This is a genomic window from Streptomyces sp. NPDC126503, assembly GCF_040302405.1.
Taxonomy (GTDB): Bacteria; Actinomycetota; Actinomycetes; order Streptomycetales; family Streptomycetaceae; genus Streptomyces; species Streptomyces gulbargensis.
The window spans coordinates 56,037-80,470 of record NZ_JBEORS010000030.1; the positions used below are offsets into that span (position 1 = coordinate 56,037).

Genomic DNA, 24,434 nt, shown 5'->3' on the forward strand with positions numbered 1-24,434 from the left:
TCTCCTTAGTCCGCTGGTTGGTCGTCCCGAGTCGGTGCGGTGGCGCGGCTCCACGCGAGGCCGCTGTCGAGGACGTCGAGGACGGCCCGGTACCGCTCCCGCAGCCGCTCGGGTGACGGGGCGTCGATCCAGACGTCGCAGATCCGTCCCAGCGACCCGCTCCGCCAGTCGACGGGCCGGCCGCTCCTGGCGAGGACGTCCACCCCGAACACTCCGGGCAGGGCCCGGAGGCGGGCGGCGGGGGGCGTCGCCGCCAGTGCCGTGGCCTCCATGGGCGCCTGGACGTAGACCAGCATCGCCACCCGGCTCGGTGTGCCGAAGCCGGACGGCAGCGGGGCGCCCAGGGCGAGGTCGACGGCGAGGCGGACCGGGTCGAGTCCGAGGGCGCGCGGGATCAGCCGGGACATGGTGCCGCCCAGGCGCCCGTTCACCTCGATGACCTGCGGGCCGTCGGGGGACATCTTGATCTCGGTGTGTACGAGGCCGGTGGTGATGCCGAGGGCGGCGATGGCCCGTTCGGCCAGGTCGGTGATCGCCGCCGCGGTCTTCTCCTCCGGAGGCACCGGGAAGACGAGGCCGCCCTCCCGGAACGGCGCCACCAGCGGCAGCCGCCCGCTCACCCCGAGGTGTCCGACCGCGCCCCCGGACACGGCGGACTCGACGGACACGTAGTCGGCGAGCCAGTCGGTGCCGTGGAGGTCGGCGCCCGGTATGTACGCCTCGCAGACGTAGGTCCGGCCGGCCGGCAGTTCGCGGAGCCGGGCGGGCAGGTCGCCCTCCGACGCCACGTACACCGTGTCCCTGCTGGCCACGCCCTCTTCCGGCTTGACGATCGCCGGGAAGCGGAACCCCGGCGGCAGGGTCACCGCCGCCGGGTCGTCGAGCAGGAACGCGGCCGTGGGGACGTGGCCGACTCCGGCGGCGTTCAGCCGCTCGCGCTGCCGCAGCTTGCTGGTGAGCAGACCGCAGGTCTCCTCGTTGTGGTGCGGGAGGCCGAAGGCCCCGGCGACGGCCGCGCCGATCCGCAGAGTGGGTTCGGCGAAGGTCGCCACGCCGCGCGGGCCCAGCGGCGCGAGCGCCTCGATCACCCGCGAGGCGTTCCCGTCGTGCACCACCACCGGCGCCAGTTCCTCCAGGAGGGGGACGAGCGGGGCGGCCTGGGGGTCGTGGGCGTCCACGAGGAAGACGAGGTCGGTTCGCCCTTCGCACGCCTCCGCTATCTGCACGGGGCTCGCGGGGCCGACGGTGTACGGCACTACGAGCATCGCTCCCCTTCCCTGCCGGCCGGCGCTTCTGGGGCCCCGCCGTGCCACGACCGCCAGAGCCGCGCGTAAGAGCCGTCGTTCGCGATCAGTTCGGTGTGGGAGCCGAGCTCCACGACGCGGCCGTCGTCGATGACGGCGATGCGGTCGGCGTCGTACGCGGTGTGCAGGCGGTGCGCGATGGTGATCACGGTCCGGCCCTCCAGGAGGGCGTTCAGGGAGCGTTCCAGGTCGCGGGCCGAGGTGGGGTCGAGCAGGGAGGTCGCCTCGTCGAGGACGAGGACCTCCGGGTCGGCGACCACGAGGCGGGCGATGGCGAGCTGCTGGGACTGGGCCGGGGTGAGGCCCATGCCGCCGGAGCCGATGACGGTGTCCAGTCCGTCCGGGAGGGCCTGGACCCACTCCTTCGCCTCGACCGCCTTCAGTGCCGACCAGATCACCTCGTCGTCGGCGGTGTCCCCGTCCCTGACGGCGAGGGCCAGGTTCTCCCGGAGGGTGCCACCGAGCACGTACTGCTCGTGGCTGACCAGCGCCACCTCGCTGCGCAGCTGCTCCAGCGGCAGCTCGACGAGGGGGGCGCCGCCGAGCCGGACGGAGCCCGTGGTGGGGCCGTGGACGCCGGCCATGAGGCGGCCCAGGGTGGACTTTCCCGCGCCGGACGGTCCGACGATGGCGAGGCGTTCGCCCTTGCGGACGGTGAGGTCAATGCCGTGCAGGACCTCGGGGCCTTCGCCGTCCCCGTAGCCGAAGGTCACCTTCTCGATGACGAGGCCCTGGTCGGCGTCCACCGTGTGCTCGCGCACCTGGCGGTCCGGCGGGACCTCCGTCACGCCGAGCAGCCGCTGGAGCGAGGTCGTGGCGGTCTGCATCTCGGTGAGCCAGTCCCGCGCCTGCGAGATGGGCTCCGACATCTGCTGGGTGTACAGCACGACGGCGGTGACGGCCGCGAGGCTCGCCCAGCCCTCGGTGTAGAAGTAGCCGCCGAGCAGCAGGGCGGCGATCATCGGCAGCCGGTAGCCCATCTCGGCGGTCGGCAGGAAGACCGTCCGCAGCCGGAGGGTGCCGATGTCGGCGGCGTACGTGGCCCCCACCGAGGCGTCTCCGGCGGCGACGCGCCGCCGGGCGAGGCCCAGGGCCTCGATGGTCGCCGCGCCGTCCGTGGAGGCGGCCAGTTCCTCGGTCATGCCGGCCGCGGCGGTCTTGTACGCGCGGTACGCCTCGGTCGACCGGCTCAGGTACCAGCGGGTGACCAGGACGACCGGCGGCACGGCGACCAGGATGACGACGGTCAGCGCGGGCGAGACGGCGAGCATTCCGACGATGCTCAGGAGGAAGGTGAAGGCGGCCGTCAGGATCGCCGGGAGCGCGTACTGGGCGGTGCGCTGCATCTCGTCGACGCCGCGGGAGGCGCGGGAGATGAGGTCGCCGGCTCCGGCGTCCTCGGCCGTGGACAGCGGCAGTCCGAGGACCCGTTCGATGAACGTCTCGCGCATCTCGGCGAGGACGGCCTGGCTGAGCCGGCCGCCGAACACCGTGGCGCCGCGGATGAGCCACGACTGGAGCAGTACGAAGAACAGCAGGACGACGACGACCCGGGTGACGTGTCCGGTGGTGGTGCCGCCGGCCACGTCCTGGACGAGTTCGCCGAGGAGCCGGGGGCCGACGAGTCCCGCGGCCGCCGCGGCGGCGTTCAGTCCCAGAGCGCCCAGCAGCAGTTTCGGGTGGCGGCGCATGGTCTGCCAGCCGTACCGGCGGGCGGCGGCGGGGTCGGAGACGGGAAGGATCTTGGGGGGCACGGGGATCACGCCTCTCCGCGGTTCACGACGGCCGCATAGGCGGGGGACTCGGCGAGCAGCTCGCGGTGGCTGCCGGTGGCGGTGACGACGCCGTCCTCCACCACGCAGACCGAGTCGGCCTGGGCGAGCATCAGGGCGCTGGAGGTGAAGACCACCGTGGAACGGCCCGCGCGGTGGCGGACGAGGCGTTCTCCGATGCGGGCCTCGGTGAGCGCGTCGACGGCGCTCGTCGGATCGATCAGGATCAGGGTCTCGGGGTCGGCGGCCAGGGCCCGGGCCAGCCGGAGCCGCTGCTGCTGGCCGGTGGAGAGGTTCTTCGCCCCGTGCTGGAGCACGGTGTCCAGGCCGCCGTCCAGGCCCCGGACGATGTCCTCGGCGCCGGCCGCGTGGAGCGCCCGCTCCAGTTCGTCCCGCTCGACCTCCCGCCCGGAGGGCGCGAGTTCGGTGCCGAGCGGGCCGCCGAAGAGCGCGTCCTCGTTGCGTACGAGGACGACGCGGCGCCGCAGCCAGGGCAGCGGCAGCTCCGCCAGCGGTACGCCGCCGAGGGTCGGGGCTCCGGAGTCGGCGAACCGCGCGAGGCGGAGGGCGAGGCGCGCGGGTTCGGCGGGGTCGGAGCAGACCACGCCGAGCACGCCCTCGCGGGGCACGGACAGCCGGGACGCGCCGTCGGCGAGCTGTGCCGTGGGCGCCGTGGCGGCGGGCGGCACGCCGGCCGCCAGGTCGCCGCCGTCGCTGTCGGGGGGCGGTGCGGCCGGGCCGAACTCGGGTTCCAGGCGGAGGAAGTCGGCGACGCGCCCGGAGGCGACGTAGGCGTTGGTCGTGGCGCTCGCCGCCGCGGCGATGATGGACAGGGGCAGGGTGAGGAAGGTGGCGTAGCCGTAGAAGGCGATCATGTCGCCGAGGGAGATCTCCTGCTTGATCGCGAGGGTGGCCGCCAGCCAGGTGACGCCGACGGCGAAGACGCCGGGCGCGAGGACCTGCATGGCGTCGAACAGCGACTGGACGCGGGCCACGTGGACGCCCGCCTCGCGGAGGCTCTGGGACTGCTTCCGGTAGCGCCGCTCGAACGCCTTCTCGCCGCCGATGCCGCGCAGCACCCGCAGGCCGGCGGCGATGTCGACGGCGATGGAGGTGAGCTGTGACTGGAGGGAGCGGAAGCTGGACTGGCGCTGTTGCAGGAGTTTCGTCAGGAGGGCGGTGACGGCCATCAGGACGGGTGTGCCGATGAGGACGGTGAGGCCGAGCGGAACGGACGCGCTGAACATGAGCACGCCCACCACGATGATGGCGCCGGCCGCGCCCATGGTGACCGGGAGGTGCTGGAAGACTCCGCCGATCGAGCCGATGTCGGCGCTGCCGATGGTGACGACCTCGCCGTTGCGGACCACCTTCGGCAGGGTGGCCCCGAGCGTGGTCACGTGCCGGGTGACCACCTGGACCGTGCGGAATTCGGAGGCGTAGAGGTTGGCCATGGCGCTGCGGTGCCGTCCGATGCCCGCGGTCACGGTGAGGACGGTGAGCAGCAGCGCCAGGAGGCTCCAGCGGAGCAGGGCGTCGCTGTCCTTGGCGGCGATGCCCTCGCCGATGGCCCGGCCGAGCACGGCGGGCATCAGGGCGAGCGAGACCAGCCAGAGCACGCCCCAGACGGTGCCCAGGGCGACCGGCTGCCATTGCCGCCGGGCGAGCCACAGCAGGTAGCGGGCGGCCGAGCGGTGGTCGGGGACACCGGGGTCGGGGACGGGGAATTTTTTCACGTCACTGTTCTTTCCGCAGGGTGCCCCGGTTCCGGACGGGTTCGTCCGGTCGCGTCAGGCCCCAGATGAGCCAGTTGCCGAATTCGTCGAGAAGGTGCCGTACGGTCGTCTCGGACAGCACCGCGGTGTCGTACTCCCAGTAGGTGTGCAGCTGTTCGCCCACGCGCTTCACATCGACGATCAGGTCGAGCTTCGCCTCCTGGCGGGGCATCAGGACGCGTCGGGCGGGGACGCCCGCGAAGTCGAGGGTGGTCCCGCCGTCGTTGTGGAGCGTGAGCATGATCTCGTACAACGAGCGTTTGCCGTCGGCGTGTTCGGCGGCACGGGCGTTCATCACCTCTTCGACGTGGAACTCCGTGCGTCCGAGGGCGTCGGCGAAGCGCGCATGGCTGTCCTGGAGGAGCGTGCCGAACGAGGAGTCGCCGTCGCCGGTGTCCGTGCGGAGCGGGAGCGTCTCCATGAAGAGTCCGACGGTGTCCTGGTAGGTGGCGTCGGCACGGTTGGTGACCGGCACGCCGATGACCGTCTCGCGCCTGCGGCTCACGGTGGACAGGGCGAGGGCCAGGGCGGTGTGCACGGCGTTGAAGCGGGTGACGCCGCGCCGCCGGCAGGTGTCGTCGAGGCGGTCGAGGGTGTCCTCGTCGAGGGGGAACTCCAGGACGCCGGCGGGTTCGCCCGGGACGGCCGGGCGGTCGGTCCCGGGCAGGCCGTGGGTGGTCGGGGCGCCCTTGAGCGTCTCGATCCACCACCGGGTGTGGGCCCGGACGGTGTCGGCGTCGCCGGCGGGTCCGGCGGCGTACTGCTGGAAGGGCACCGCGCGGCCCGGTGACGGCGTCCGGCCGGCCGCGATCTCCGCGTAGAGGCGGGTCAGGTCCTCCAGGAGGATCTTCTCGGACCAGTCGTCGAAGACGATGTGATGCACGATTATCTGGAGGTCGACGGTGCCGTCCCTCCGGTCGTGGACGAACGCTTTGCACAGCGGGTCGTGGAAGAGGTTCACGGCGCTGTCGCGGCGGGCCAGGATCCGTTCCCTCGACTCGTCGCCGTCGGCGCAGGGGACGATCACGACGCGGTCCCGGGCGGGGGTGGCGTCGCCGGGGGTGAGGACGGGGAGTCCGGCGCGCAGGGCCACCCGGGACGTGAGGACCGGGTGCCGTTCCATGACCGCGAGCAGGGCGTCCCTGAGGTGGCCGGGGTCGACGCCCCGGTCGATGTGGAAGCACAGGGAGACGGCGTGGTCGGTGCCGGAGCCCAGTTTCTCCATGAAGTAGAACCGGCGCTGGGCTGCGGTGAGGGGGACCTCGCCGGGGGTGGCGGGCGGCTCGGGAGCGTCGTGGGCGGGCGGGGTCGCCGCCGGGTCGGTGGCGAGGAGCGCGCACTGTTCGGCGAGGGTGGCGTGCCGGTAGAGCACGTCGAGGCCGATGTCGGTGCCGAACTCCTCGTTCATCCGCATCAGCAGCAGCGTCACCAGCAGCGAGTTGCCGCCGAGCGAGAAGAACGAGGCGTCGGTGGGCAGGTCTCCGGTGACGCCGAGGACCTTCCGCCAGATCGCCGTCAGCCGGCCCAGGGTCTCGTCGGCCGGCGCGGCGGTGTCGTCCCCCGGGGCGGGGGCCTCGCCGGGGGCGGTGAGCCGGGCGAGGTCGACCTTTCCGTGGGCGGTCAGCGGCAGCTCGGGGAGCAGGGTGAGGGTGTCGGGCACCATGTATCGGGGCAGCAGCTGCCTTACGGCGTTGCGGAGTTCGGTCTCGTTCTCCCAGGTGCGGGGCTCCGGCGCCGGCACGACGTAGGCGGAGAGCCGTGCGCCGTCCTCGGAGATCGCGCAGGCGCAGTCGAGGACGCCGTCGATGCCGCCGATCACCGCCTCGATCTCGGCCAGGCTGACCCGGAATCCACGGATCTTGATGTGGCCGTCGCCGCGCCCGTGGTAGCGGAACGTCTCCCCGACGAGCGACGCCTGGTCGCCGGTGTGGTAGCCGATCGCGCCGCCGGCCGCGGGCACGGCCCGGAAGGCGGCGGCGGTCTGGTCGGCGTCCAGGTAGCCGCGGGCCAGTGCGGCGCCCATGATGACGAGTTCGCCGCGCTGGTACGGGACGCAGAGCATGTCCCGGTGCGTCACGGCGATCGTCGTGTTGCAGATCGGGGTGCCGATGGGGACGGAGCCGGTGCGGACGTCGGGCTCGGTGATCTCCCGTACGACGCAGCCGACGGTGGCCTCGGTAGGTCCGTACTCGTTGAAGAACCGGCTCCCCCCGAACGCCCGGTACCAGGGGGCCGCGACGGCGGCCTTGAGGTCCTCGCCGCCGATGACGAAGACGTGCCGGGCGTCCGACGGCTGCCGGGTGACCCCGAGGTTCGACAGGGCCACGAGGTGAGAGGGCGTCAGCTTGAGGAGCAGTCGCTCGTCCCGGTCCTCGGTGAGCACGTCGCGCAGTCCGCTGATCTCCCGGTCCTCCTCGACCACCCGCACCGTGAGGCCGGCGGCGAGGGCGAACAGGCTGGTGGTGACGGTCGCGTCGAACGAGTGGGGGCTGGACAGGACCGCGACCCGCGGGTCGCCTTCGAGATAGGTGGCGGAGCAGTGGGCCAGGTAGTTCACCACCGATCCGTGGGTGACCGCGACGCCCTTGGGCTTCCCGGTGGAGCCGGAGGTGAAGATGACGTAGCACAGGTCGTCGTGCCGCAGTTCGGGCCGGGCCGCGGGGGCGCCGCCGTCGGCCGGCGGGAGGTCCCGGCGGCGGATCACCGTGACGTCGCGCGGGAGCTCCGGCACGTCGTCGTCCTCGACGACGGCGCAGGCGACGCGGTGCTCGCGCAGCAGGGCCGCCCGGTTCTTCCGCAGGTACTCCGAGTCCATGGGGACGTACGCGGCTCCGGCCTTGTTCACCGCGAGCGTCGTCAGCAGGAACTCGGCGGACCGCCGCAGGCACACGGCCACCAGGTCGCCCTTGCGTACCCCCTGGTCGCGCAGCAGGGCGGCCAGGGCGTCCGACCGCTCGTCCAGCGTGCGGTAGTCGACGGCGTCGCCGGAGGCGCCGCGTACCGCGGGCCGCCGCGGCGCGGCCGCGGCGGAGCGGGCGAAGGCGTCGAGGTAGCTGGGGTCCGTCAGGGGGACGGCGGGGCCGCTCAGCAGGGCCAGGGACGACTCGTCGCCGGCGCGCCCGGCGAAGTCGAGCCGGCCGAGCGGCACGTCCGGGTGGCCGACGGCGGTCTCGACGAAGGAGCCGAAGAACTCCGCCATCGCCTGAACGCGCCGGGCCGAGAACAGGTGCTTCTTGTACTCCCAGTGGATCGTGAGGCGGTCGTCGATCACCTTGGAGTTGAACAGCAGGTCGAACTTGGAGTCGACCGCCGCCGCCTTGATCGGGCGTGCCCGGCAGTCGTGGAAGGGAAAGACGCTGCGCCCTTCCGGGTGGAGCGCGAGCACGATCTGGAGGATCGGGTTCATACCGGCGACGCGCTCCGGGTTGAGGTGCTCGACGAGGCGGTCGAAGGGCACGTGCCGGTGGGCGAACGCCTCCCGGTAGTACTCCCATTCCGTCACGATCAGCGAGTCCAGCGTGCGCGCCCAGTCGATCCGGTGCCGGAACGGGACCGTGTTGACGTACATGCCCGTCGCGACGTTGTCGGCCTCGGTCTCCCGGCAGTCGTAGGGGGCGCCGACGACGAGGTCGTCCTCGCCGGACAGGAACGAGAAGAAGACGCCGACGACGGCGTTCAGCACGACGAACATCGTGGTGCGGTGCCGCCGGGCGAGGGCGGCGAGCGCGGCGGTGGCCTCCACGGACAGCACCGAGCTGAAGGAGGCGCCGTCGTGGGCGGACTGGGGCGCGCGGTCGCCGTCCAGCGGCAGGTTGTGCCGCAGGGGCGCGCCGTCGAGCTGCCGCGCCCAGAAGTCCAGGCTCTCCGGGCCCGGCCACTCGGTCCGGTCGAGGTAGCGGAAGAAGGTGGCGCCGTCGTCGCGCCAGCGCGGCTCGCGGCCCTCCAGGGCCGCCTCGTAGCACTCCTGGAGGTCCTCGACGAGGATCGCCTCGGCGGCGCCGTCGGTGATGATGTGGTGGATGCACAGCATCAGGTAGTGGGTGTCGGGCGACGCGGCGACGAGCGCCGCTTCGACGAGCGGGCCGGTCGCGAGGTCGAAGGGCCGGTTGATCCGCTCGATGAGGAGCCGCTCGGCGCGTTCGGGGGTCAGGCCGGGGATCTCCAGGTACGACAGGGTGAGGTCGGCGGCGTCGCGCAGTCGGATGAAGACGCTGTCGCCCTCCTCCTCGAAGTAGCTCCTGAGCACCTGGTGGTGGGCGACGACCTGCTGGAACGCCGTCCGCAGCGCGCTCACGGAGAGCGGGCCGGTGAGTTCGAGCAGCAGGGTCGTGTTGTAGAGGGTGGACGGTCCGGAGGACTTCGCGATCGTCCAGAAGCGCTGTTGCAGCGGTGAGATCGCCCGCTTCTCCCGGCCGAGGGGTTCGCCGGGCGCGCCCTCGGGGCCGGTCCGGTCGCGGCCGGCGGTCACGAGTGCGGCGAAGTCCTTCAGGCGCGGCCGGTCGAAGACGGACTTGGCGCGCAGTTCCAGGCCGAAGGCGCGGTTGACGGCGTGGGCGTAGCGGGCGGCGAGGAGGGAGTGTCCGCCGACGGCGAAGAAGTCGCTCTCGCGGTCGATCCGCTCGCCGTTCGCCAGGAGGTCCCGGAGGATCCGGGCCAGGGTGGTCTCGGTGTCGCCGACGAGTTCCCCGAGGCCGCCGGCCGCGTCCTGGCGGGCCGCCAGTGCGCGCAGCGCCTGGCGGTCGAGCTTTCCGGTCCTGCCGAGGGGGAAGGCCGGCACCAGGACGAGCCGGTCCGGGCGCAGGTGCGGCGGAAGCAGGGCGGCGGCGGTCTCGGCGACGCGGTTCAGCAGGGTGCCCGCGGGCTGTCCGGCCGTCGGCGTGGTGCTGAGGGGCCGGGTGCGGTCGGTGCGGGAGTCGCCGAGGGCCGTGCTGTCGGCGTACCGGGCGTGGTCGGACCGGAAGACGACGACGTCGAGACGGCTGACGTAGCCGTGCTCGTCGCGGGCGTAGTGGGCGCTGGTGTGCAGTCCGTGGGCGTCGGCGGCGCGCCGCAGCCGGGCGAGGACGTCCTGCGGGGGGTGCGGCGCGGTCGGGCGGGGTGCGGCCGGACCGGTGGTCACGTTCGCCCGTGCGGCCCGCAGGGCGTCACAGTGTGCCGCGGTACGCGGGTGGGGGACGCCCCGGACGACGGCGGTGCCGGTCTCGCCGGCGGCAAGGGAGCGCCAGAGGTCGTCGGTCTCGGCGAGGTCCGCGTCCCGCACCGCGACCGGGCCGGTGGAGCCGACGCGGTGCAGCCGGTCGGGGTCCTTGCTCAGGATGACGTCGTACCGGAAGTCGAACAGCTCGTTCGCGACCGGGCCGGTGCGCGGGAGGACGCTGACGCCGGTCACGTCGTCGCGCCGGGCGGCGAACTGCGTCCAGTACGCGTCGGAGATGAGGAGTTCGGTGACCTGCGCGGACTGCGCCTCCGCCAGCTGGAGCCGTTCCAGGTCCGGCCGTGTCTCGCCGTCCGGGGTCCGGGCGTCCACGAGGGAGAGGCAGAGCTCGTCGAGCAGGTCGTGGTGGCGGACGTCGCCGACGAAGACGTGGCGGACGCAGTCGAGGGCGAGGACCTTGTCCAGCACCTCTTCCAGGTAGTCCAGGCCGGGGAAGTACTGCACCACCGAGTTGATGACGACGGTGTCGACGCCCGCCTCGCGGATGCGGGCCGCGTGGCGGTCGATGTCGATCGCGTCGCAGGTGAAGAACGACAGGGGCCCGGTGCTGATCCGGGCGGCGTTCCGCTCGTTCATGGCGATGATCTGCGAGGAGAAGTCGCAGGCCAGGTAGGAGTCCACGCGGCGGCTGAGCGGGTAGGCGATGATGCCGAGTCCGCAGCCGATCTCCAGGACGCTCTTCGGCCGGACGGTGGCGATGCGGTCGAGGGTGCCGGCGAGCCAGGCGCGCATCTCCCCTTCCGGGATGGGTTCGCCGGTGTAGGAGCTGATCCAGCCGGAGGCGTTGAACTCGATGTCCCCGGTGACCCGTTCGGTGTACGCGAAGTCGTAGACCTCCCGCCACTGTTCGACCACGGCGTCGGCGTCCGCCGGCGGCGGCGCGTCCTGGTGGGCGGGGCCGTCGGGTCCCGGGCCGTCGGACTTCTGGACGAAGGCGACCACGCGCGGGGCGCCGTGGGCGTCCTCGTCGACGAGGACCTCGGCGCGTCCGACGCCGGGCGTCGACTCCAGGGCGGCCCGGATCTCGCCGAGTTCGACGCGATGTCCGCGGATCTTCACCTGCTCGTCCTGCCGGCCGAGGAAGACCACCTGGCCGTCGTTGCGCAGCCGGACCCGGTCGCCCGTCCGGTAGCCGCGTCCGGTGGCCGTGGCGAAGAACGCGGACGGCCCGTCCCGGGATTCGCCGAGGTAGCCGGCGGCGACCTGCGGACCGCGGATCACCAGTTCGCCCGCCGCCCCGAAGGGCACCGGGGCGCCGTCGGGGGTCTCGATCGTGAACGTGACGCCGGGCAGGGGCCGCCCGATGGGAAGCGCCGCGGAGGCCGCCGGGTCGGTCACGTCCGCGACGAACACGCCGACCGTCGTCTCGGACGGCCCGTAGTGGTTGTGGACGGCGACCGACGGCGGGACGTCCCGCAGGGCCCGGACGACCGCCGGGGACGCCGCCTCTCCCCCGAGCACGAGGGTCCGTTTCGGCAGGAGTTCGGCGAGGGGGTGCGTCTCGAGGAGAGCGGCCAGATGGCTGGGCGTGATCTTCAGGACGTCCGTGTCGTTCCGGCGCAGGAAGGCGCTCAGGGCGGCGCCGTCGAGGATGTCGTCGCGGGTGGCGACGTCGAGCCGGCCGCCGGTGGCGAGGGCTCCGAACAGGACCGTGTTGCCGAAGTCGGTGGCGACGCCGGACTGCCAGCAGTACCGGGACCCGGGCCGCAGGTCCAGCCTGCCGGTGACGCCGCCGAGGTAGGCGGCGAGGTTGCGGTAGGTGACCCGTACGCCCTTGGGCCGGCCGGTCGAGCCCGACGTGAACACGTGGTAGAGGTCGTGGTCCGGGGACAGCGGGCCCAGCCGGCCGGGACCGTCCGAGGTGAGGGTCCGTACGTCGACGGCGTCCAGGTCACAGGCCGTATCGAGCGGGCCGTGCGCGCCCGCCGTGAGGAGGCAGCGGGGTGCGGCGGCGGTGAGGACCGCGGTGCGGCGGGCCGCGCTGTCGTACGGGTCGAGGGCGACGTACGTCCCGCCGGCTGCCATGACGCCGGCGATCGTCTCGACCAGCTCGACGGACCGGTCCATGTCGAGCGCGAACACGGCCCGCGGGCCGTAGCGTTCGATCAGGGCGCCGCCGATCTCCGAGGCGCGGCGCAGCAGTTCGCCGTAGGTGACGCGCCGGTCGCCGTCGCTGACCGCCACCCGGTCGGGGTCGGCGGCGGCGGTCGCGGCGATCCGCGCGAGCACGTCGATCTCGTCGGCGGAGGCCGCGGGGGCGGGGCCGTCGGTGGCGGCGTCCTGCGGAATTCGTCGGGCGAGGGCGGTCCGCAGGTCCGCGACGGGGGTGTCGGCGTCGGCGGCGACGGTCTCCAGGATCTCCGTGAACCAGTCGGCCCACCGCTCGACGGTCGCCCGGTCGAAGAGGCCGGCGTCGTAGACCCACCGCAGTTCCCGGCCGCCGTCGCCGTCGTCGTGGACGAAGACCTCCAGGTCGTAGCGGCTGCGCTCCTGCACGTCCGGCAGCGGGTCGATGCGCGTGCCGGTGAGGGCGGGCCCGCCGGCGGCGAAGTTCTGCAGGGCGAGGACGATCTGGAAGACGGGGGACGTGTCGTTGCGCCCGTCGGTGACGGCCGCGACGACCCGTTCGAACGGCACCTGCTGGAAGGCGTACCCGAACTCGATCTCGGCCTTCTTGGCGGCGAGGACACCGGCGAAGGTGTCGTCGTCGTGGACCTCGCCGCGCACCGAGATCATGTTGACGAAGAACCCGACGGTCTCCTGGACGCCGGGCAGTTCCCGGTTGGCGATGGGGCTGCCGATGACGGTCTCCGGCCGGCCGCTGACGATCGCAGTCAGAATCGCGAGGACGGCGTGCAGGCCGGCGAACTCGTGGGCGCCGGCGGCCACGCAGCGCTTGGTGAACGCCTCGTACGCGTCACCGCCGACGCGCCGCGTGTGGATGCCCGCGATCTGCCCGCGCCCGTCCGGGGCCCCGCCGTCGACCGGCAGGCCGTGGATCAGGGGCGCGCCGTCCAGGCGGTCCCGCCAGTGGTCCACCAGGGTGTCGAGGACGTCGCCGGTGAGGGTGCGGCGCTGCCACCGGGCGTACGCGGCGTACGGCGTCCCGGGGGCCTGGTACGCGGCGTCCGGCGCGTCGTAGAAGCGGCTCAGCTGCCGCCACAGGACCGGCATCGACCAGCCGTCGCAGGCGATGTGGTGGAGGTTCAGGACGACGTAGCACTCGTCGCCGGGCGCGACGATCAGCCGGCACCGCACCGGGATCTCGGCGCCGAGGTCGAACGGGCGCGCCGCCTCGGCGAGCTGGGCCGCCCGGGCCTTCTCCAGGGCCTCCTCGGGGGTCGCCGCGTCCTCGCGGTCGATGCGCAGCTCCGTGTCGAGGACGACCTGGCCGACCGTGTCGCCCGTCATCCGGTACACGGTGCGCAGGACGTCGTTCTCCCGGACCAGGCGCCGCAGGGCGTCGCAGAGCCGGTCGAGGTCGACGGCGCCCCGGACGCGGAACGCCTCGATGGAGTTGTACTCCTCGGAGCGCTCCGCGATGTCGTCGAGGACCCAGAGGCGCTCCTGCTGGTAGCTCAGCGGTGCCGGTCCGCCGGTGTCGGCGGCGTCCCGCGCTCCGGCGTCCTGTGCCAGCAGGTGTGCGACGATCTCGGCCTTGTGGCCTCGTACGAAGGCGGCTTCCCCGGCGGTGAGTTCACCGGTGCCGGCGGACTTGAGCACGCCCTGCTCCAGGTAGAAGCGCACGCCGCGGCGACCCAGCCCCCGCACGAAGGTCAGCGGGTCTCCGGCTGCCGCTGCTTCCCCCTGAGATACCACTGCGATCTCCTAACTCTCTGGTCATGCGACGACTCTCGGCCGCGGTGGCGGCGGTCGCGGCATCCGTGGTGACGGGCGTCGAGGCTCGTGCGAGGGCAGCGTTGCGAGGACTTCGGTGCGTGGGCGGCGGGAGCCGGGTGCCGGGCGGCCGTGCCGGCGTGCGGGTGCCCGCCGGCCGGGGCGCCGGTCGAGCGGGCGGCCGGCTCCCCGGGCGGGGTGGCCGGTCAGGTCGCGGTCGGGGTGTCCCGGGTCGGGGTCGTGCCCGCCGCGCCGGCCTCGTGCAGCAGGGGCCGGCCGCGGTGGAGGAAGCCGACGATGGCGGGCACCGGGCTGACGACCCGCGGCTTCCCGTCGAGCCGGTCGCGGTGGCGGGAGGAGACGGCGGGCATCTGGGACCAGTGGGAACCCGGGCTGAGGTGGTGTTCCTGGTGGTATCCGTCGTTGAAGGTGAGGAGGTTGTAGAGGCGGCTGTAGTGGCTGACCGAGTCCGCCGCGCGGTCCTCCGGGTTGGCGCCGTAGTGCCGGTAGTAGTTCTGCACGTTGACCAGCGCCAGCGCGGCGAAGTACGCCGGCAGGTAGCACAGGAGCGTCCACTGCCAGGACAGCGTCGCGAACACCACCAGGGACAGGCAGTGGGCGGCGCGGTCGGCCTGGATCTGCCGCAGCTCGCGCGTTCTTCGCGGCTCGCGGCGCGAGGCCAGGGACAGCAGCTGTTCGTCACCCCGGCCGACGCTCCACAGGCGGGTCACCGCGGCCACGTCCTTGGCGCGGCCGGCGAACGAGTCCACGGCGCCGCCGAGGGCATAGGACGCGAGCGGCTGGTGCTGCCCGTCCTTCCCCTTGCGGTAGGTGGACGACGTGTCCCGGGTGGTGCCGTCGGGGCCCTGGCGGTCGTTGTTGAAGCGGTGGTGGTTGCGGACGTGCGTCAGCTGGTACGCCTGGACGGACTGTCCGATGTTGACGGAATTGACGAGTGATATCGCGGCGTTCAGCCGATTGCTCACGAACCACGGCACGTGGGTGAACAGATGGGAGATGACGATGATGTTGTAGGTCATCATCGCGGTGAGCAGGGCTCCTCCGGCCACTCTGGCCGGCAGCCCGGTCGTGTTCCAGGTGAGCGCCAGGCCGAGAGTCACGCCGAACTGTCCCAGGCTCAGCGCGACGAGGATCGAGTCTTTGGGAGTGTTCTTCCAGATCTTCACTGATCCCCCTCGTTGCGAATGGCCGCACCCCGGGCACCGCCGTCGGATCGCAACGGGGGATGGGGGTTCGGATCGCTCGTCCACGGTTTTCAGGTTCGGCACCCATACGCTTGCGGGTCACGTCGCCGAGGCGGGTCCCGACTCTAGACCGTGGTGATCGATACCTCAAGAACACCTCTGTCAATTTCCCTTGCAGCGGGCCGGAGTTGGTTCGGAGGTAAGTGAAAGGGTCAAGAGTGGCGCGCTATTGACATCGACAACTTGACCTTGGTGAAGTACTGCACGTTGTGCGTCGGGCCGTGATCACCGAAGTCGGCCCGCATATGCGCGTCGAGGGCCCGGCGCAAAGGTGCCGAAAACGACCGTTGTCCGTCTGGATCATCCGACCTGCCGAGGAAGGCAATGATGTTGGAGCCCGAGGACCTGTGCTTCGCCGTGCGGAATCATGAGGACCAGTACTCGCTCTGGCCCGCGAGCCGCGCGGTCCCGGCCGGCTGGGAAACGGTCTGCGGTCCGGCGCCGCGTTCCGTCTGTCTGGATCTGATCGCCGAGCGGTGGACGGACCTGCGGCCGGCGAGCCTGCGCGCGTTCATGGACGCGGGCGCCTGAAAGGGCCCTGCAAGAGCAGCGATTCCCCGATTTTCCCCCGACAGCCCCACAAATGGAGCGTCGCCATGCGTGAATCAGAGGTCTCGGCCGAGCCGGAGTGCCCCGTCAGCTCCTACAACGAATGGGATCCGCTGGAGGAGGTGATCGTCGGGATCGTCGACGGGGCGCGTTTCCCGCCGTGGCACGTCGCGGTCGGTGCCCCGCTGTCGCCCGAGCAGCGGGCCGTGTTCCGGGAGCGGGCCGGGCAGCCGTTCCCCGCCGACCAGGTCGCCGCCGCGCGCGACGAACTCGACCAGCTGGTCGACATCCTGGAGGGCCGGGGGGTCAAGGTCCGCCGGCCCGATGTGCGCGACCACGGCCGCGCCTACGGGGCGCCGGGCTGGTCGAGCACCGGCCTGTACGACGCGATGCCCCGGGACCTCCTGCTCGTCGTCGGACAGGACGTCATCGAGGCCCCGATGGCCTGGCGGTCGCGCGCGCACGCCGCGTCGGCCTACCGGACGCTCCTCAAGGAGTACTTCCAGCAGGGTGCCCGCTGGAGCTCTCCTCCGAAGCCCGAACTGCCCGACGAGCTGTACGTGGCCGACTGGACCGACCAGCCCGAGGGCGAGCCGTTCCGCTCGGTGATCACCGAGTACGAGCCGACCTTCGACGCGGCCGACTTCATCCGCTGCGGCCGGGACATCTTCGCGCAGCGCAGCCACGTCACCAACGCCCTGGGCATCGAGTGGGTCCGCCGGCACCTCGGCGACGACTACCGGGTCCACGAGCTGCGGCTGGCCGACGACCACCCCATGCACATCGACGCCAGCCTGATGCCGCTGGCCGAGGGCAAGCTGCTGATCCATCCGGAGCGCGTGCCGGAGGTGCCCGACATCTTCAAGGACTGGGAGGTCCGGTCCGCGCCGGCGCCGGTGATCCCGGACGGGCACCCGCTGTACCTGACCAGCAAGTGGATCAACATGAACGTGCTGATGATCGACGAGGAGACGATGGTCGTCGAGGCGCAGGACGAGCCGATGCGCCGGCTGGCCGAGAGCTGGGGGATGGAGGCCGTCCCCTGCCCGTTCCGCAACTTCAACAGCTTCGGCGGCTCCTTCCACTGCGCGACCACCGACATCCGCCGGCGCGGCGGCCTCCGCTCCTACTTCTGATGTCCCCCACCCGTACGCCGGATTCGGAGCGAGGAGCCTGATGCCCGGTCCCTGTATCCATCACCTGTTCGAGGCCCAGGCCGCGCGCACCCCGGACGCGGTGGCGGCCGCCTGGGACGGCGGCACCTTCACGTACCGCGAACTGGACCGGCACGCCGACCGGTTCGCGCGGCGGCTGGCCGCCGAGGGCATCGGGCCCGAGCGCCTGGTCGGCGTCGTCATGGAGCCGTCATCGCGGCTGCTCGTCACGATGCTGGGCATCTGGAAGGCCGGCGGCGTGTACGTACCGGTCGATCCGTCGCTGCCGCGTGACGTCGCCGAGGCGATGCTCACCGAAGCGGGGGCGGTCCTGGTCGTCCGGGACGCGCGGCTCGCCGTGGCCCCCGAGGGCACGCCCGTGTGGGAGGCGGACGGGATCGACCTGTCCGACCGTCCCGCGACCGCGCCGCGACCGGTCCTGCACCCCTCCAACCTCGCGTACTGCGTGTTCACTTCCGGTTCCACCGGCAAGCCGAAGCGGGTCGCCGTCCAGCACGACAGCTTCGTCAACCACGCGCTGTCGCTCCGGGCCGAACTGCGCCTGGAGGCGACCGACCGGCTGCTTCAGTCGACGGCGATCGCCTTCGACGCCGCCCTGGAGGAGATCTGGCCGGCGTGGGTGGCCGGCGGCACCGTCGTGATGCCCGACAAACGCCAGTTCACCAGCGTCGAGTTCACCGACCTCATCGAGCGGCTGGCCGTGACGATGGTGAGCCTGCCGAGCGCCTACTGGCACCAGTGGGTCGACGACCTGACCAGCGGTCTGGTCCGGCTGCCCGCCTGTCTGCGCGTCGTGTTCATCGGCGGCGACAAGATCCACGTGGAGAAGCTCGCCGCCTGGTACCGGATCCCCGGCGCCGAGAAGATCGACTGGGTCTCCGACTACGGGCCCACCGAGACCTCCATCAGCGTGGCGCTCCACCGCCCGGACGGCGTCGAGGTGACCGACCCCGACCCCGACGCGTACGCGCTGGTCCCCATCGGGCGCGCCTTCGCGAGCGCCGCCCTCTACGTCCTCGACGACGGTCTGCGGCCGGTGCCGGACGACGAGCCGGGTGATCTGTGGGTCGGCGGGCCGCCCGTCTCGCGCGGCTACCACGCCAACCCGGTCGCCACCGCCGAACGGTACCTGCCCGACCCGCAGGGCCCGCCCGGCTCCCGTATGTACCGCACCGGGGACCGCGCCAGCCGCCGGCCGGACGGGACGCTGCTCTTCCTGGGCCGCTCGGACCGGCAGGTCAAGGTGCGCGGCCACCGGGTGGAGCCCGGCCAGGTGGAGAGCGCCGTCCTGCACTGCGCCGGCGTGAGGGACGCCGTCGTCATCGCGGTCGACGACCCGCCGTTCGGCTCCCGGCTCGTCGCGTACGTCGAGGCCGAGCCCGGCGTGGACGAGGCGGCGATCCGCGCCGACGCGGCCGGCCGGTTGCCCGAGGCCATGGTGCCCCAGACCTTCGTGCTCCTGGACCGCATTCCGCGCTCGCCGCTCAACGGCAAGGTGGCCCGCTCCCGGCTGCCCGCCACCACACCCCCGCGCGCGGGCCGCACCGGCCGCGCCGACGATCCGGCCGCGCCGGGGATGTCGACCCTCGAACGTGTCCTGGCCGACCTCGCCGGCGACGTGCTCGACGGCCCGCCCCTCGGCCGCGACGAGGACTTCTTCGCCGCCGGCGGGGACTCCCTGCGGGGCCTGCGGCTGCTCAGCCGGGTCACCGAGGTGACGGGCGTGGCCCTCACCTTCGCCCAGCTGCGCGACGCCCCGACCGTGGCGGGCCTGGCCGCCGTGGTGCGGCAGGAGCACGGGCGTACCGCCGCCGACGCCGCCGTGGTGCCCACCGGCGGGCACGGCGACCGGCCCCCCGCCTCGCGCGGGCAGCGGGCCCTGTGGTTCGTGGACCAGGTGCACCGCGGCTCCCCCACGTACGCGATCCCGGTCTGCTACCGGATCAGCGGCCCGCTCGACCTCGACCGCCTCGACGCCGCGCTGACCGGCGTCGTCGCCCGGCACGAGGCACTGCGCACGGTGCTGGAGCACCGGGACGGCGGGCTCCGGCAGCGGATCCGGCCACCGGGCCCGGTCCACACCACGCTGACCGTCGCCGCCGACGCCGACGAGGCCGTCCGGCTCGCGCGGCGGGAGGCCGGCCGGCCGTTCGACCTGGCCACCGGGCCGCTGCTGCGGTCGGCGTGCTTCCGGGTGGGCGCCGAGGAGCACCTGTGGCTCCTCGACGTGCATCACGCGGTCTTCGACGCCTGGTCGCTCGCCGTGTTCTGGCGGGAGTTCGGCGCCCTCTACTCCGGCCGGCCGCTGCCGGAGCCGGGCGTCCAGTACGCCGACTACGCGGCCTGGCAGGAGCGCTGGCTGCGCGGACCGGAAGCGGAGCGGCAGCGGGCGTACTGGCGGAACCAGTTCGCCGGCGAGCTGTCGGCCCCCGATCCGTTCCCCGCGCGGGCGTCGGGCGGACGGGCCGGCACCGACGGGTTCGCGCTGGAGCTGCCCCGTGCCGCCGTGGACCCGGCGGCGGTGCGGGGCGTCGCCGGCCGGTGCGGGACGACGGACTTCGCGGTGCTCCTGGCGGCCTTCTTCGCGACGCTGCGGCGGACGAGCGGTGCCGCGGAGACGGTGGTCGGCGTGCCGATGGCCTGCCGGAACCGGCCCGGCACGGAGGAGCTGATCGGCTACCTCGTCAACACGGTGCCGCTGCGGATGCGCTTCTCCGAGGGCATGACCTTCCGCGAGCTGATCGCCCGGACGGACGAGGCGCTGGCGGGGGCGCTGACCCACCAGGAGCTGCCGTTCTCCGAGCTGGTGGAGGGCCTGCGGCGGTCCGGCGGAGCCGGCGAGAACCCGCTGTTCCAGGCGATCTTCGCGCTGCAGTCCACCCCGCTGGACGGCTTCGGCGACATCGAGGGTCTCGACATCGCCGAGCGCTTCGTCCACCCGGGGACCGCGAGGGTCGCGCTCACCTGGACCGTGCGGCAGGACGCCACCGGGCTCGCGGGCGAGATCGAGTACGCGTCCGACCGCTTCGACCGGGACTCCGCGCGGCAGTGGCGGGACGCGCTGCTGGCCCTGCTCGCCGCAGGACTGGCCGACCCGGACACGCCGGTGGACGGGATGCCGGTACGCCTCCCCTGAGAGCGTTCCGGGCGCGGTGCGCCGGCGGGCCGGCCGGTCCGCGTCACCGCGGGAGCCGCCCGCCGCGCTGAGAGCGCGGTGGGCGGCTTCCCCGTGGTTCAGCCCCGCGGGCGGGGTTCCCGTACGCGTGCGGTGACGGCCGCCGCGAGGTCGGCCAGGACGGGGTGGCGGAGGACCAGCGCGGCGTCGACGCCGGTGGCATGGGTCTGCCGCAGCCCCTCCGCGATCCGCCGGGCGGCGGCCGGTCCGCCGCCGGCCGCGTAGAAGTTGGCGTCGGGCGCCGCGGGCGCGCCGAGGTGCTGTTCCCACAGTTTCGCGACGGTGTCGAGGACCGCGTCCTCCTCCCCCGTCCCGTCGTCGTCCGGCGCGCGCAGGGCCCGGTGGTCGGTCTTGCCGCTGCTGGTCGTCGGGATCTCGGGCACCTGGTGGATGCGGGTGGGCACCATGTACGCGGGGAGGCGGCCGGACAGCCCGCGGCGCAGCGCGGGGGCGTCGCAGGGGGAATCGCCGACGTACGCGGCGAGGTGCGGGCCAAGGACGCGGTGGGTGTCGACGCGGACCGCGACGCGGCCGTGGCCGACGAGGTCGGCGAGCGCGGTCTCGACCTCGTCCAGCTCGACCCGGTTGCCGCGGATCTTCACCTGCCGGTCCAGCCGTCCGGCGTGCACCAGCAGGCCGTCGGCGCGGCACCGGACCAGGTCCCCGGTGGCGTACCGCGTCCCGCCGTCGGGGAAGCGCTCGGCGGTCAGGTCGGGGCGTCCGAAGTACCCCAGGGCGACACCGGGGCCGCCGACGACGAGCTCGCCGACGACGAGTTCGCCGGCGTCCGGTCGGGTGCCGGACAGCGGCCGGATCTCCAGCTCCGCGTCGTTGACCGCCGTTCCGATGGGCAGGTCGGGCTCCGGGTCGTCGGGGTCCAGCGGCAGGCAGGCGTGCGCGGTCGCGTAGATGGTGGTCTCGGTCGGCCCGTACAGGTTCCACACCTGCCGCAGGTGCGTGACGCGCGCGACGAGCGAGCGGCGCAGGCGCTCCCCGGCGAGCAACAGGACGGTGGAGGAGGGCACTTGCAGTCCGGCGTCGAGCAGGTGCGCCAGGACCGTGGGGGTGGTCTGTGTGAAGACCTGGCGCCCGGGGGCGTCGAGGAGCGGTCCCACCTGGTTGGCGAGGATCTGCACGTCGGTGACGACGACCAGTTCGCCGCCGGCGGTCCAGGGGGCGAACATGTCGAACACGGAGATGTCGAAGGCGAAGGAGGACATCGCCACGAAGACGGAGTCCTCGCCCATGCCGATCAGCGAGGCCACCGAGGTCACGAGGCCGGCCGCGGAGGCCGAGCGCACCTCTACGCCCTTGGGCGTCCCGGTGGATCCGGACGTGAACATGACGTAGGCCGCGCCCGGTTCCGGGCGGGGGCGCGGGGCGGCGGGAGCCGCGTCGCCGGGGTCGGCGGGGGTCAGCACGGCCGTCGTGGTCAGGTCGAGTCGCGGGACCTCGTCCGGTGTCTCCCGCGCGGTGTCGACCGCGAGCAGCAGTCGTACCCGCGCGTCCCGCAGGACGGCGGCCCGGCGCTCGGCGGGCCATTCGGGGTCGACCGGTACGTAGGCGGCCCCGCTCCACAGAACGGCGAGGATCGCCACCGGGCCGCCGGCCCGGCGCGCGGCCATGACGCCCACCCGGTCGCCGGGGGCCACCCCGGCGGCGGCGATCCGGCCGGCCAGCGCGGAGGCGGCCCGTGCGACCTCGGCGTAGGTCCAGCACCCGTCCGCGTCCCGGATCGCGGCCCGGTCGGGCGTGCGGCGGGCGGAGGCCAGGAAGAGGCGCGCGAGCCCGTCGGGCTGGTCGGGGGTCATGACGCCTCCGGATCCTGTCAGCGGTCGGCCGCGGTCGCGGTGTCGGCGGTGGCGGGGGTCCCGGGGTCCGTCCCGGAGGCGCCGAGGGAATTCCAGTGCGCGGTGAAGTCGACGACGGTGGGGTGTTCCAGCACCGTGACGACGTCCGTCTCGATTCCCAGTTTCTGGTTGAGCCGGCCGACGAGTTCTATCAGCAGAAGGGAATGTCCGCCGAGATCGTAGAAGTTGGCGTCGACGTCCACTTCGGGCAGTGCGAGGACTTCTGCCCAGATTTCGGAGACTTGCTGTTCCCGCACAGGCATGGTTGGCGCCCTCTCCGCGTATCCTACGACCGGAATTGCCAGTTAGGATGATCGCGACGAGCTTACGATCGGCGCTCCGAGCCGCGCAAGACGGTGTCGCGGAGGCGCAGTTGAGGGTGCGAGATCCTCACCGCGAATCTTTTTGCCCCGCTTGAAGTACATGTACACAACACAGTCGGATGGGTAGACTCCCGGCGTCCAGCGTGATGCCCGGTCGAGGTCGGAGGCAGCAGAGTTGACGGAGACGGAGCAGTTGCTCGCCGCGATGTGGCAGAGGATTCTCGACGTCGACGAGGTGGACAGCGAGTCGAACTTCTTCGAATACGGCGGCAACAGCATGGACGCGTTCAGGATCGCCAACATGATCAAAGAGACCTTCGACGTCTATGTCCCGATGAAATCCATCATGACGCTGAGCACGCTGGGAAGCCTGGCGTCGGCGATCGACGCGGAACGGGCGGCGGCGAACCTTCCCGCACCGGACGGCACGGTCGTCACCGAGTGGTGACGGCGCGCGGAGACGCCGGCCCGTCGTCGTGACGCCGGGCCGGCGCCCGCGTTCCGGGCCGCCCTAGGCCGTCGCCCTGGCCGGCTTTCCGGGCCGGTCGGTCACGTCCGGCAGCGACGACCGGTCGACCTTCCCGTTGGGCAGCAGCGGCAACCGGTCCATGAGCACGCACCGCGCGGGGATCATGGCCCCGTGCAGGCGGTCCCGCGCGAACGCGTGGAGGCGTGACACGAGCCCTTCCTCCGCCTCCGGCAGCGGGACGACGTACGCGACGAGGACCGACCTGCCGGCCGCCACCGGCCGGACAGCGACCGCCGCCGCGGCGACGCCGGGGCAGGCGGTGAGGACCGCTTCGACCTCGGCCGTCTCCACGCGGACGCCGTGGAGCTTGAACTGCCCGTCGCCCCGGCCCAGATACTCCAGGTCTCCGCTCGGCAGCATCCGGGCCAGGTCCCCCGTCCGGTACAGCCGCGCCCCCGGAACCCCGCCGAGGTGGTCGGCGACGAAACGTTCCGCGGTCAGGGCCGGTGCGCCGAAGTAGCCCCGGGCGAGCTGCGGCCCGGCGATGTACACCTCGCCGGTCTCCCCGGCCGGGGCGGGCCGCAAGCGGTCGTCGAGGAGGTGGATCGTCACGTTCCCGGCCGGTTTCCCGATCGGCACCGTGGCCGACACCACGTCGGTGTCCAGGGAGAACTCCATGGCTCCGACGCCGCCTTCGGTCGGCCCGTACACGTTCACGACGCGCGCCCCGGTCTCCGCCCTGATGGACTCCGCCAGGGACCGGTGCAGGGCCTCGCCGCAGGACACGACGGTCCGCAGGGACGGCACCTCCCGCAGTACCCCGGACTCCAGGTACGCCTGGAGCAGGGTCGGCACGGCGAGCATCAGGCTGATGCCCCGCGCGTCGGCGTAGTCGCGGAACGCGGAGGTGAGGGTGCCGACCTCGGTCGGGACGACGACCAGCGTGGCCCCCGAGAGCAGGGCCACCGACAGCTCCCACAGGGCCGCGTCGAAGCCGCTCGGCGCGCGCTGCGCGATCCGGTCCGCCGGACCGACCCGCAGGAACTCCGCCTCCCAGAGGAAGTGGTTCACGAGCGCCGCGTGCGGAAGTGCCACGCCCTTGGGCCGGCCCGTCGAGCCCGAGGTGTACAGGACGCACGCCAGCCGGCGCGCGTCGTCGGCCACGCCATCGGAGCCGGAGCCTGGGTCGGTCGACCGGACCGGCGCCGGCGCTTCCGCGGCCTCGATCTCGTCCAGCCGGACGGTCTCTCCGCCGAACGGAAGCAGTGTCGCGGTGTCCTTGCGGCAGATCATCCCGGCGGCGCCCGAATCGCCCAGCGCCTGGGTGAGCCGGGCCGGCGGGTACTCCGGGTCGAGCGGCACGAACGCGCAGCCGGCGAGCATGACGCCGAGCACGGCGACGACGTAGTCGCAGGAGCGGGGCACCAGCACGCCGACCCGGTCCTCGGTCTCCATCCCCCTGGCGCGCAGCGCCGCCGCCACGTCCCGGGCCCGCTCCACCAGCTCGGCGTAGGTGAGGCTCCCTTCGGGGTCCGTGACGGCGATCGCGTCCGGAGTCGTCTCCGCGTAGCGGCAGATGAGCCCGTCGAGGGTGTCGCCGGCGTTCCGCGCCCGCTTCGGGCCGTGGAGCGGAGTGGACGCCGGCCGCCCGCCGGCCTGGTCCCGGCCGTGGGGGGGGGCCCCGCCGGCCCCCCCCGCCCCACCCCCCCCCGGGGCACCCGCCGG

At 73.1% G+C, this 24,434-nt stretch carries 12 protein-coding genes; 4 read left to right on the forward strand and 8 right to left on the reverse strand.

All coding sequences use genetic code 11. The features are described from left to right. Positions 1-5: 5 nt before the first annotated feature. The 5 genes from ABTY40_RS27995 to ABTY40_RS28015 all read right to left on the reverse strand — a co-directional run bounded on the left by ABTY40_RS27995 (position 6) and on the right by ABTY40_RS28015 (position 15,090). Positions 6-1,265, reverse strand: a complete 1,260-nt coding sequence (locus ABTY40_RS27995) for an ATP-grasp domain-containing protein (RefSeq protein WP_352062047.1) — start codon at positions 1,263-1,265, stop codon at positions 6-8. Then, entirely contained in the window at positions 1,256-3,058 is a 1,803-nt protein-coding gene (locus ABTY40_RS28000) for an ABC transporter ATP-binding protein (RefSeq protein ID WP_352062048.1), read from the reverse strand. Before ABTY40_RS28000 ends, ABTY40_RS27995 begins: the two co-directional genes overlap by 10 nt. 5 nt (positions 3,059-3,063) lie before the next feature. Then, positions 3,064-4,812 (reverse strand): ABC transporter transmembrane domain-containing protein, encoded by a 1,749-nt coding sequence (locus tag ABTY40_RS28005; protein WP_352062049.1) that lies wholly within the window; start codon positions 4,810-4,812, stop codon positions 3,064-3,066. A 1-nt stretch (position 4,813) separates the two neighbouring features. Continuing rightward, positions 4,814-13,885, reverse strand: coding sequence for a non-ribosomal peptide synthetase (locus tag ABTY40_RS28010; protein ID WP_352062050.1), 9,072 nt, complete (start codon positions 13,883-13,885; stop codon positions 4,814-4,816). 224 nt (positions 13,886-14,109) lie between these two features. After that, on the reverse strand, positions 14,110-15,090 hold the full coding sequence (locus ABTY40_RS28015) for a fatty acid desaturase family protein (RefSeq protein WP_352062051.1): 981 nt from the start codon (positions 15,088-15,090) through the stop codon (positions 14,110-14,112). 405 nt (positions 15,091-15,495) lie between these two features. On the opposite strand from ABTY40_RS28015, the gene ABTY40_RS28020 reads away from it, so the two are divergent. The 3 genes from ABTY40_RS28020 to ABTY40_RS28030 all read left to right on the forward strand — a co-directional run bounded on the left by ABTY40_RS28020 (position 15,496) and on the right by ABTY40_RS28030 (position 20,028). Continuing rightward, the gene (locus ABTY40_RS28020; RefSeq protein WP_352062052.1) at positions 15,496-15,699 is read left to right on the forward strand and encodes an MbtH family protein; all 204 of its coding nucleotides are present in this window, start codon (positions 15,496-15,498) and stop codon (positions 15,697-15,699) included. A 65-nt stretch (positions 15,700-15,764) separates the two neighbouring features. Then, complete coding sequence (locus ABTY40_RS28025; RefSeq protein ID WP_352062053.1) at positions 15,765-16,853, forward strand: amidinotransferase; 1,089 nt, start codon at positions 15,765-15,767, stop codon at positions 16,851-16,853. A gap of 40 nt (positions 16,854-16,893) precedes the next feature. Further along, positions 16,894-20,028: a non-ribosomal peptide synthetase gene (locus ABTY40_RS28030; RefSeq protein ID WP_352062054.1), complete on the forward strand. Its 3,135-nt coding sequence runs from the start codon at positions 16,894-16,896 to the stop codon at positions 20,026-20,028. A gap of 98 nt (positions 20,029-20,126) precedes the next feature. Here the strand turns inward: ABTY40_RS28030 and ABTY40_RS28035 are convergent, their stop codons facing one another. Together ABTY40_RS28035 and ABTY40_RS28040 are read right to left on the reverse strand one after the other, a co-directional pair. Continuing rightward, positions 20,127-21,878, reverse strand: coding sequence for an amino acid adenylation domain-containing protein (locus ABTY40_RS28035; RefSeq protein ID WP_352062055.1), 1,752 nt, complete (start codon positions 21,876-21,878; stop codon positions 20,127-20,129). A gap of 17 nt (positions 21,879-21,895) precedes the next feature. Beyond that, positions 21,896-22,174, reverse strand: a complete 279-nt coding sequence (locus ABTY40_RS28040) for an acyl carrier protein (RefSeq protein ID WP_352062056.1) — start codon at positions 22,172-22,174, stop codon at positions 21,896-21,898. 241 nt (positions 22,175-22,415) lie between these two features. Here ABTY40_RS28040 and ABTY40_RS28045 point away from each other — a divergent pair, with 241 nt between their 5' ends. Continuing rightward, positions 22,416-22,688: an acyl carrier protein gene (locus tag ABTY40_RS28045; RefSeq protein WP_352062057.1), complete on the forward strand. Its 273-nt coding sequence runs from the start codon at positions 22,416-22,418 to the stop codon at positions 22,686-22,688. Positions 22,689-22,751: 63 nt separating this feature from the next. Here the strand turns inward: ABTY40_RS28045 and ABTY40_RS28050 are convergent. After that, positions 22,752-24,434, reverse strand: a 1,683-nt coding sequence (locus ABTY40_RS28050) for an amino acid adenylation domain-containing protein (protein WP_352062058.1), incomplete at its 5' end; no start/stop codon positions are given.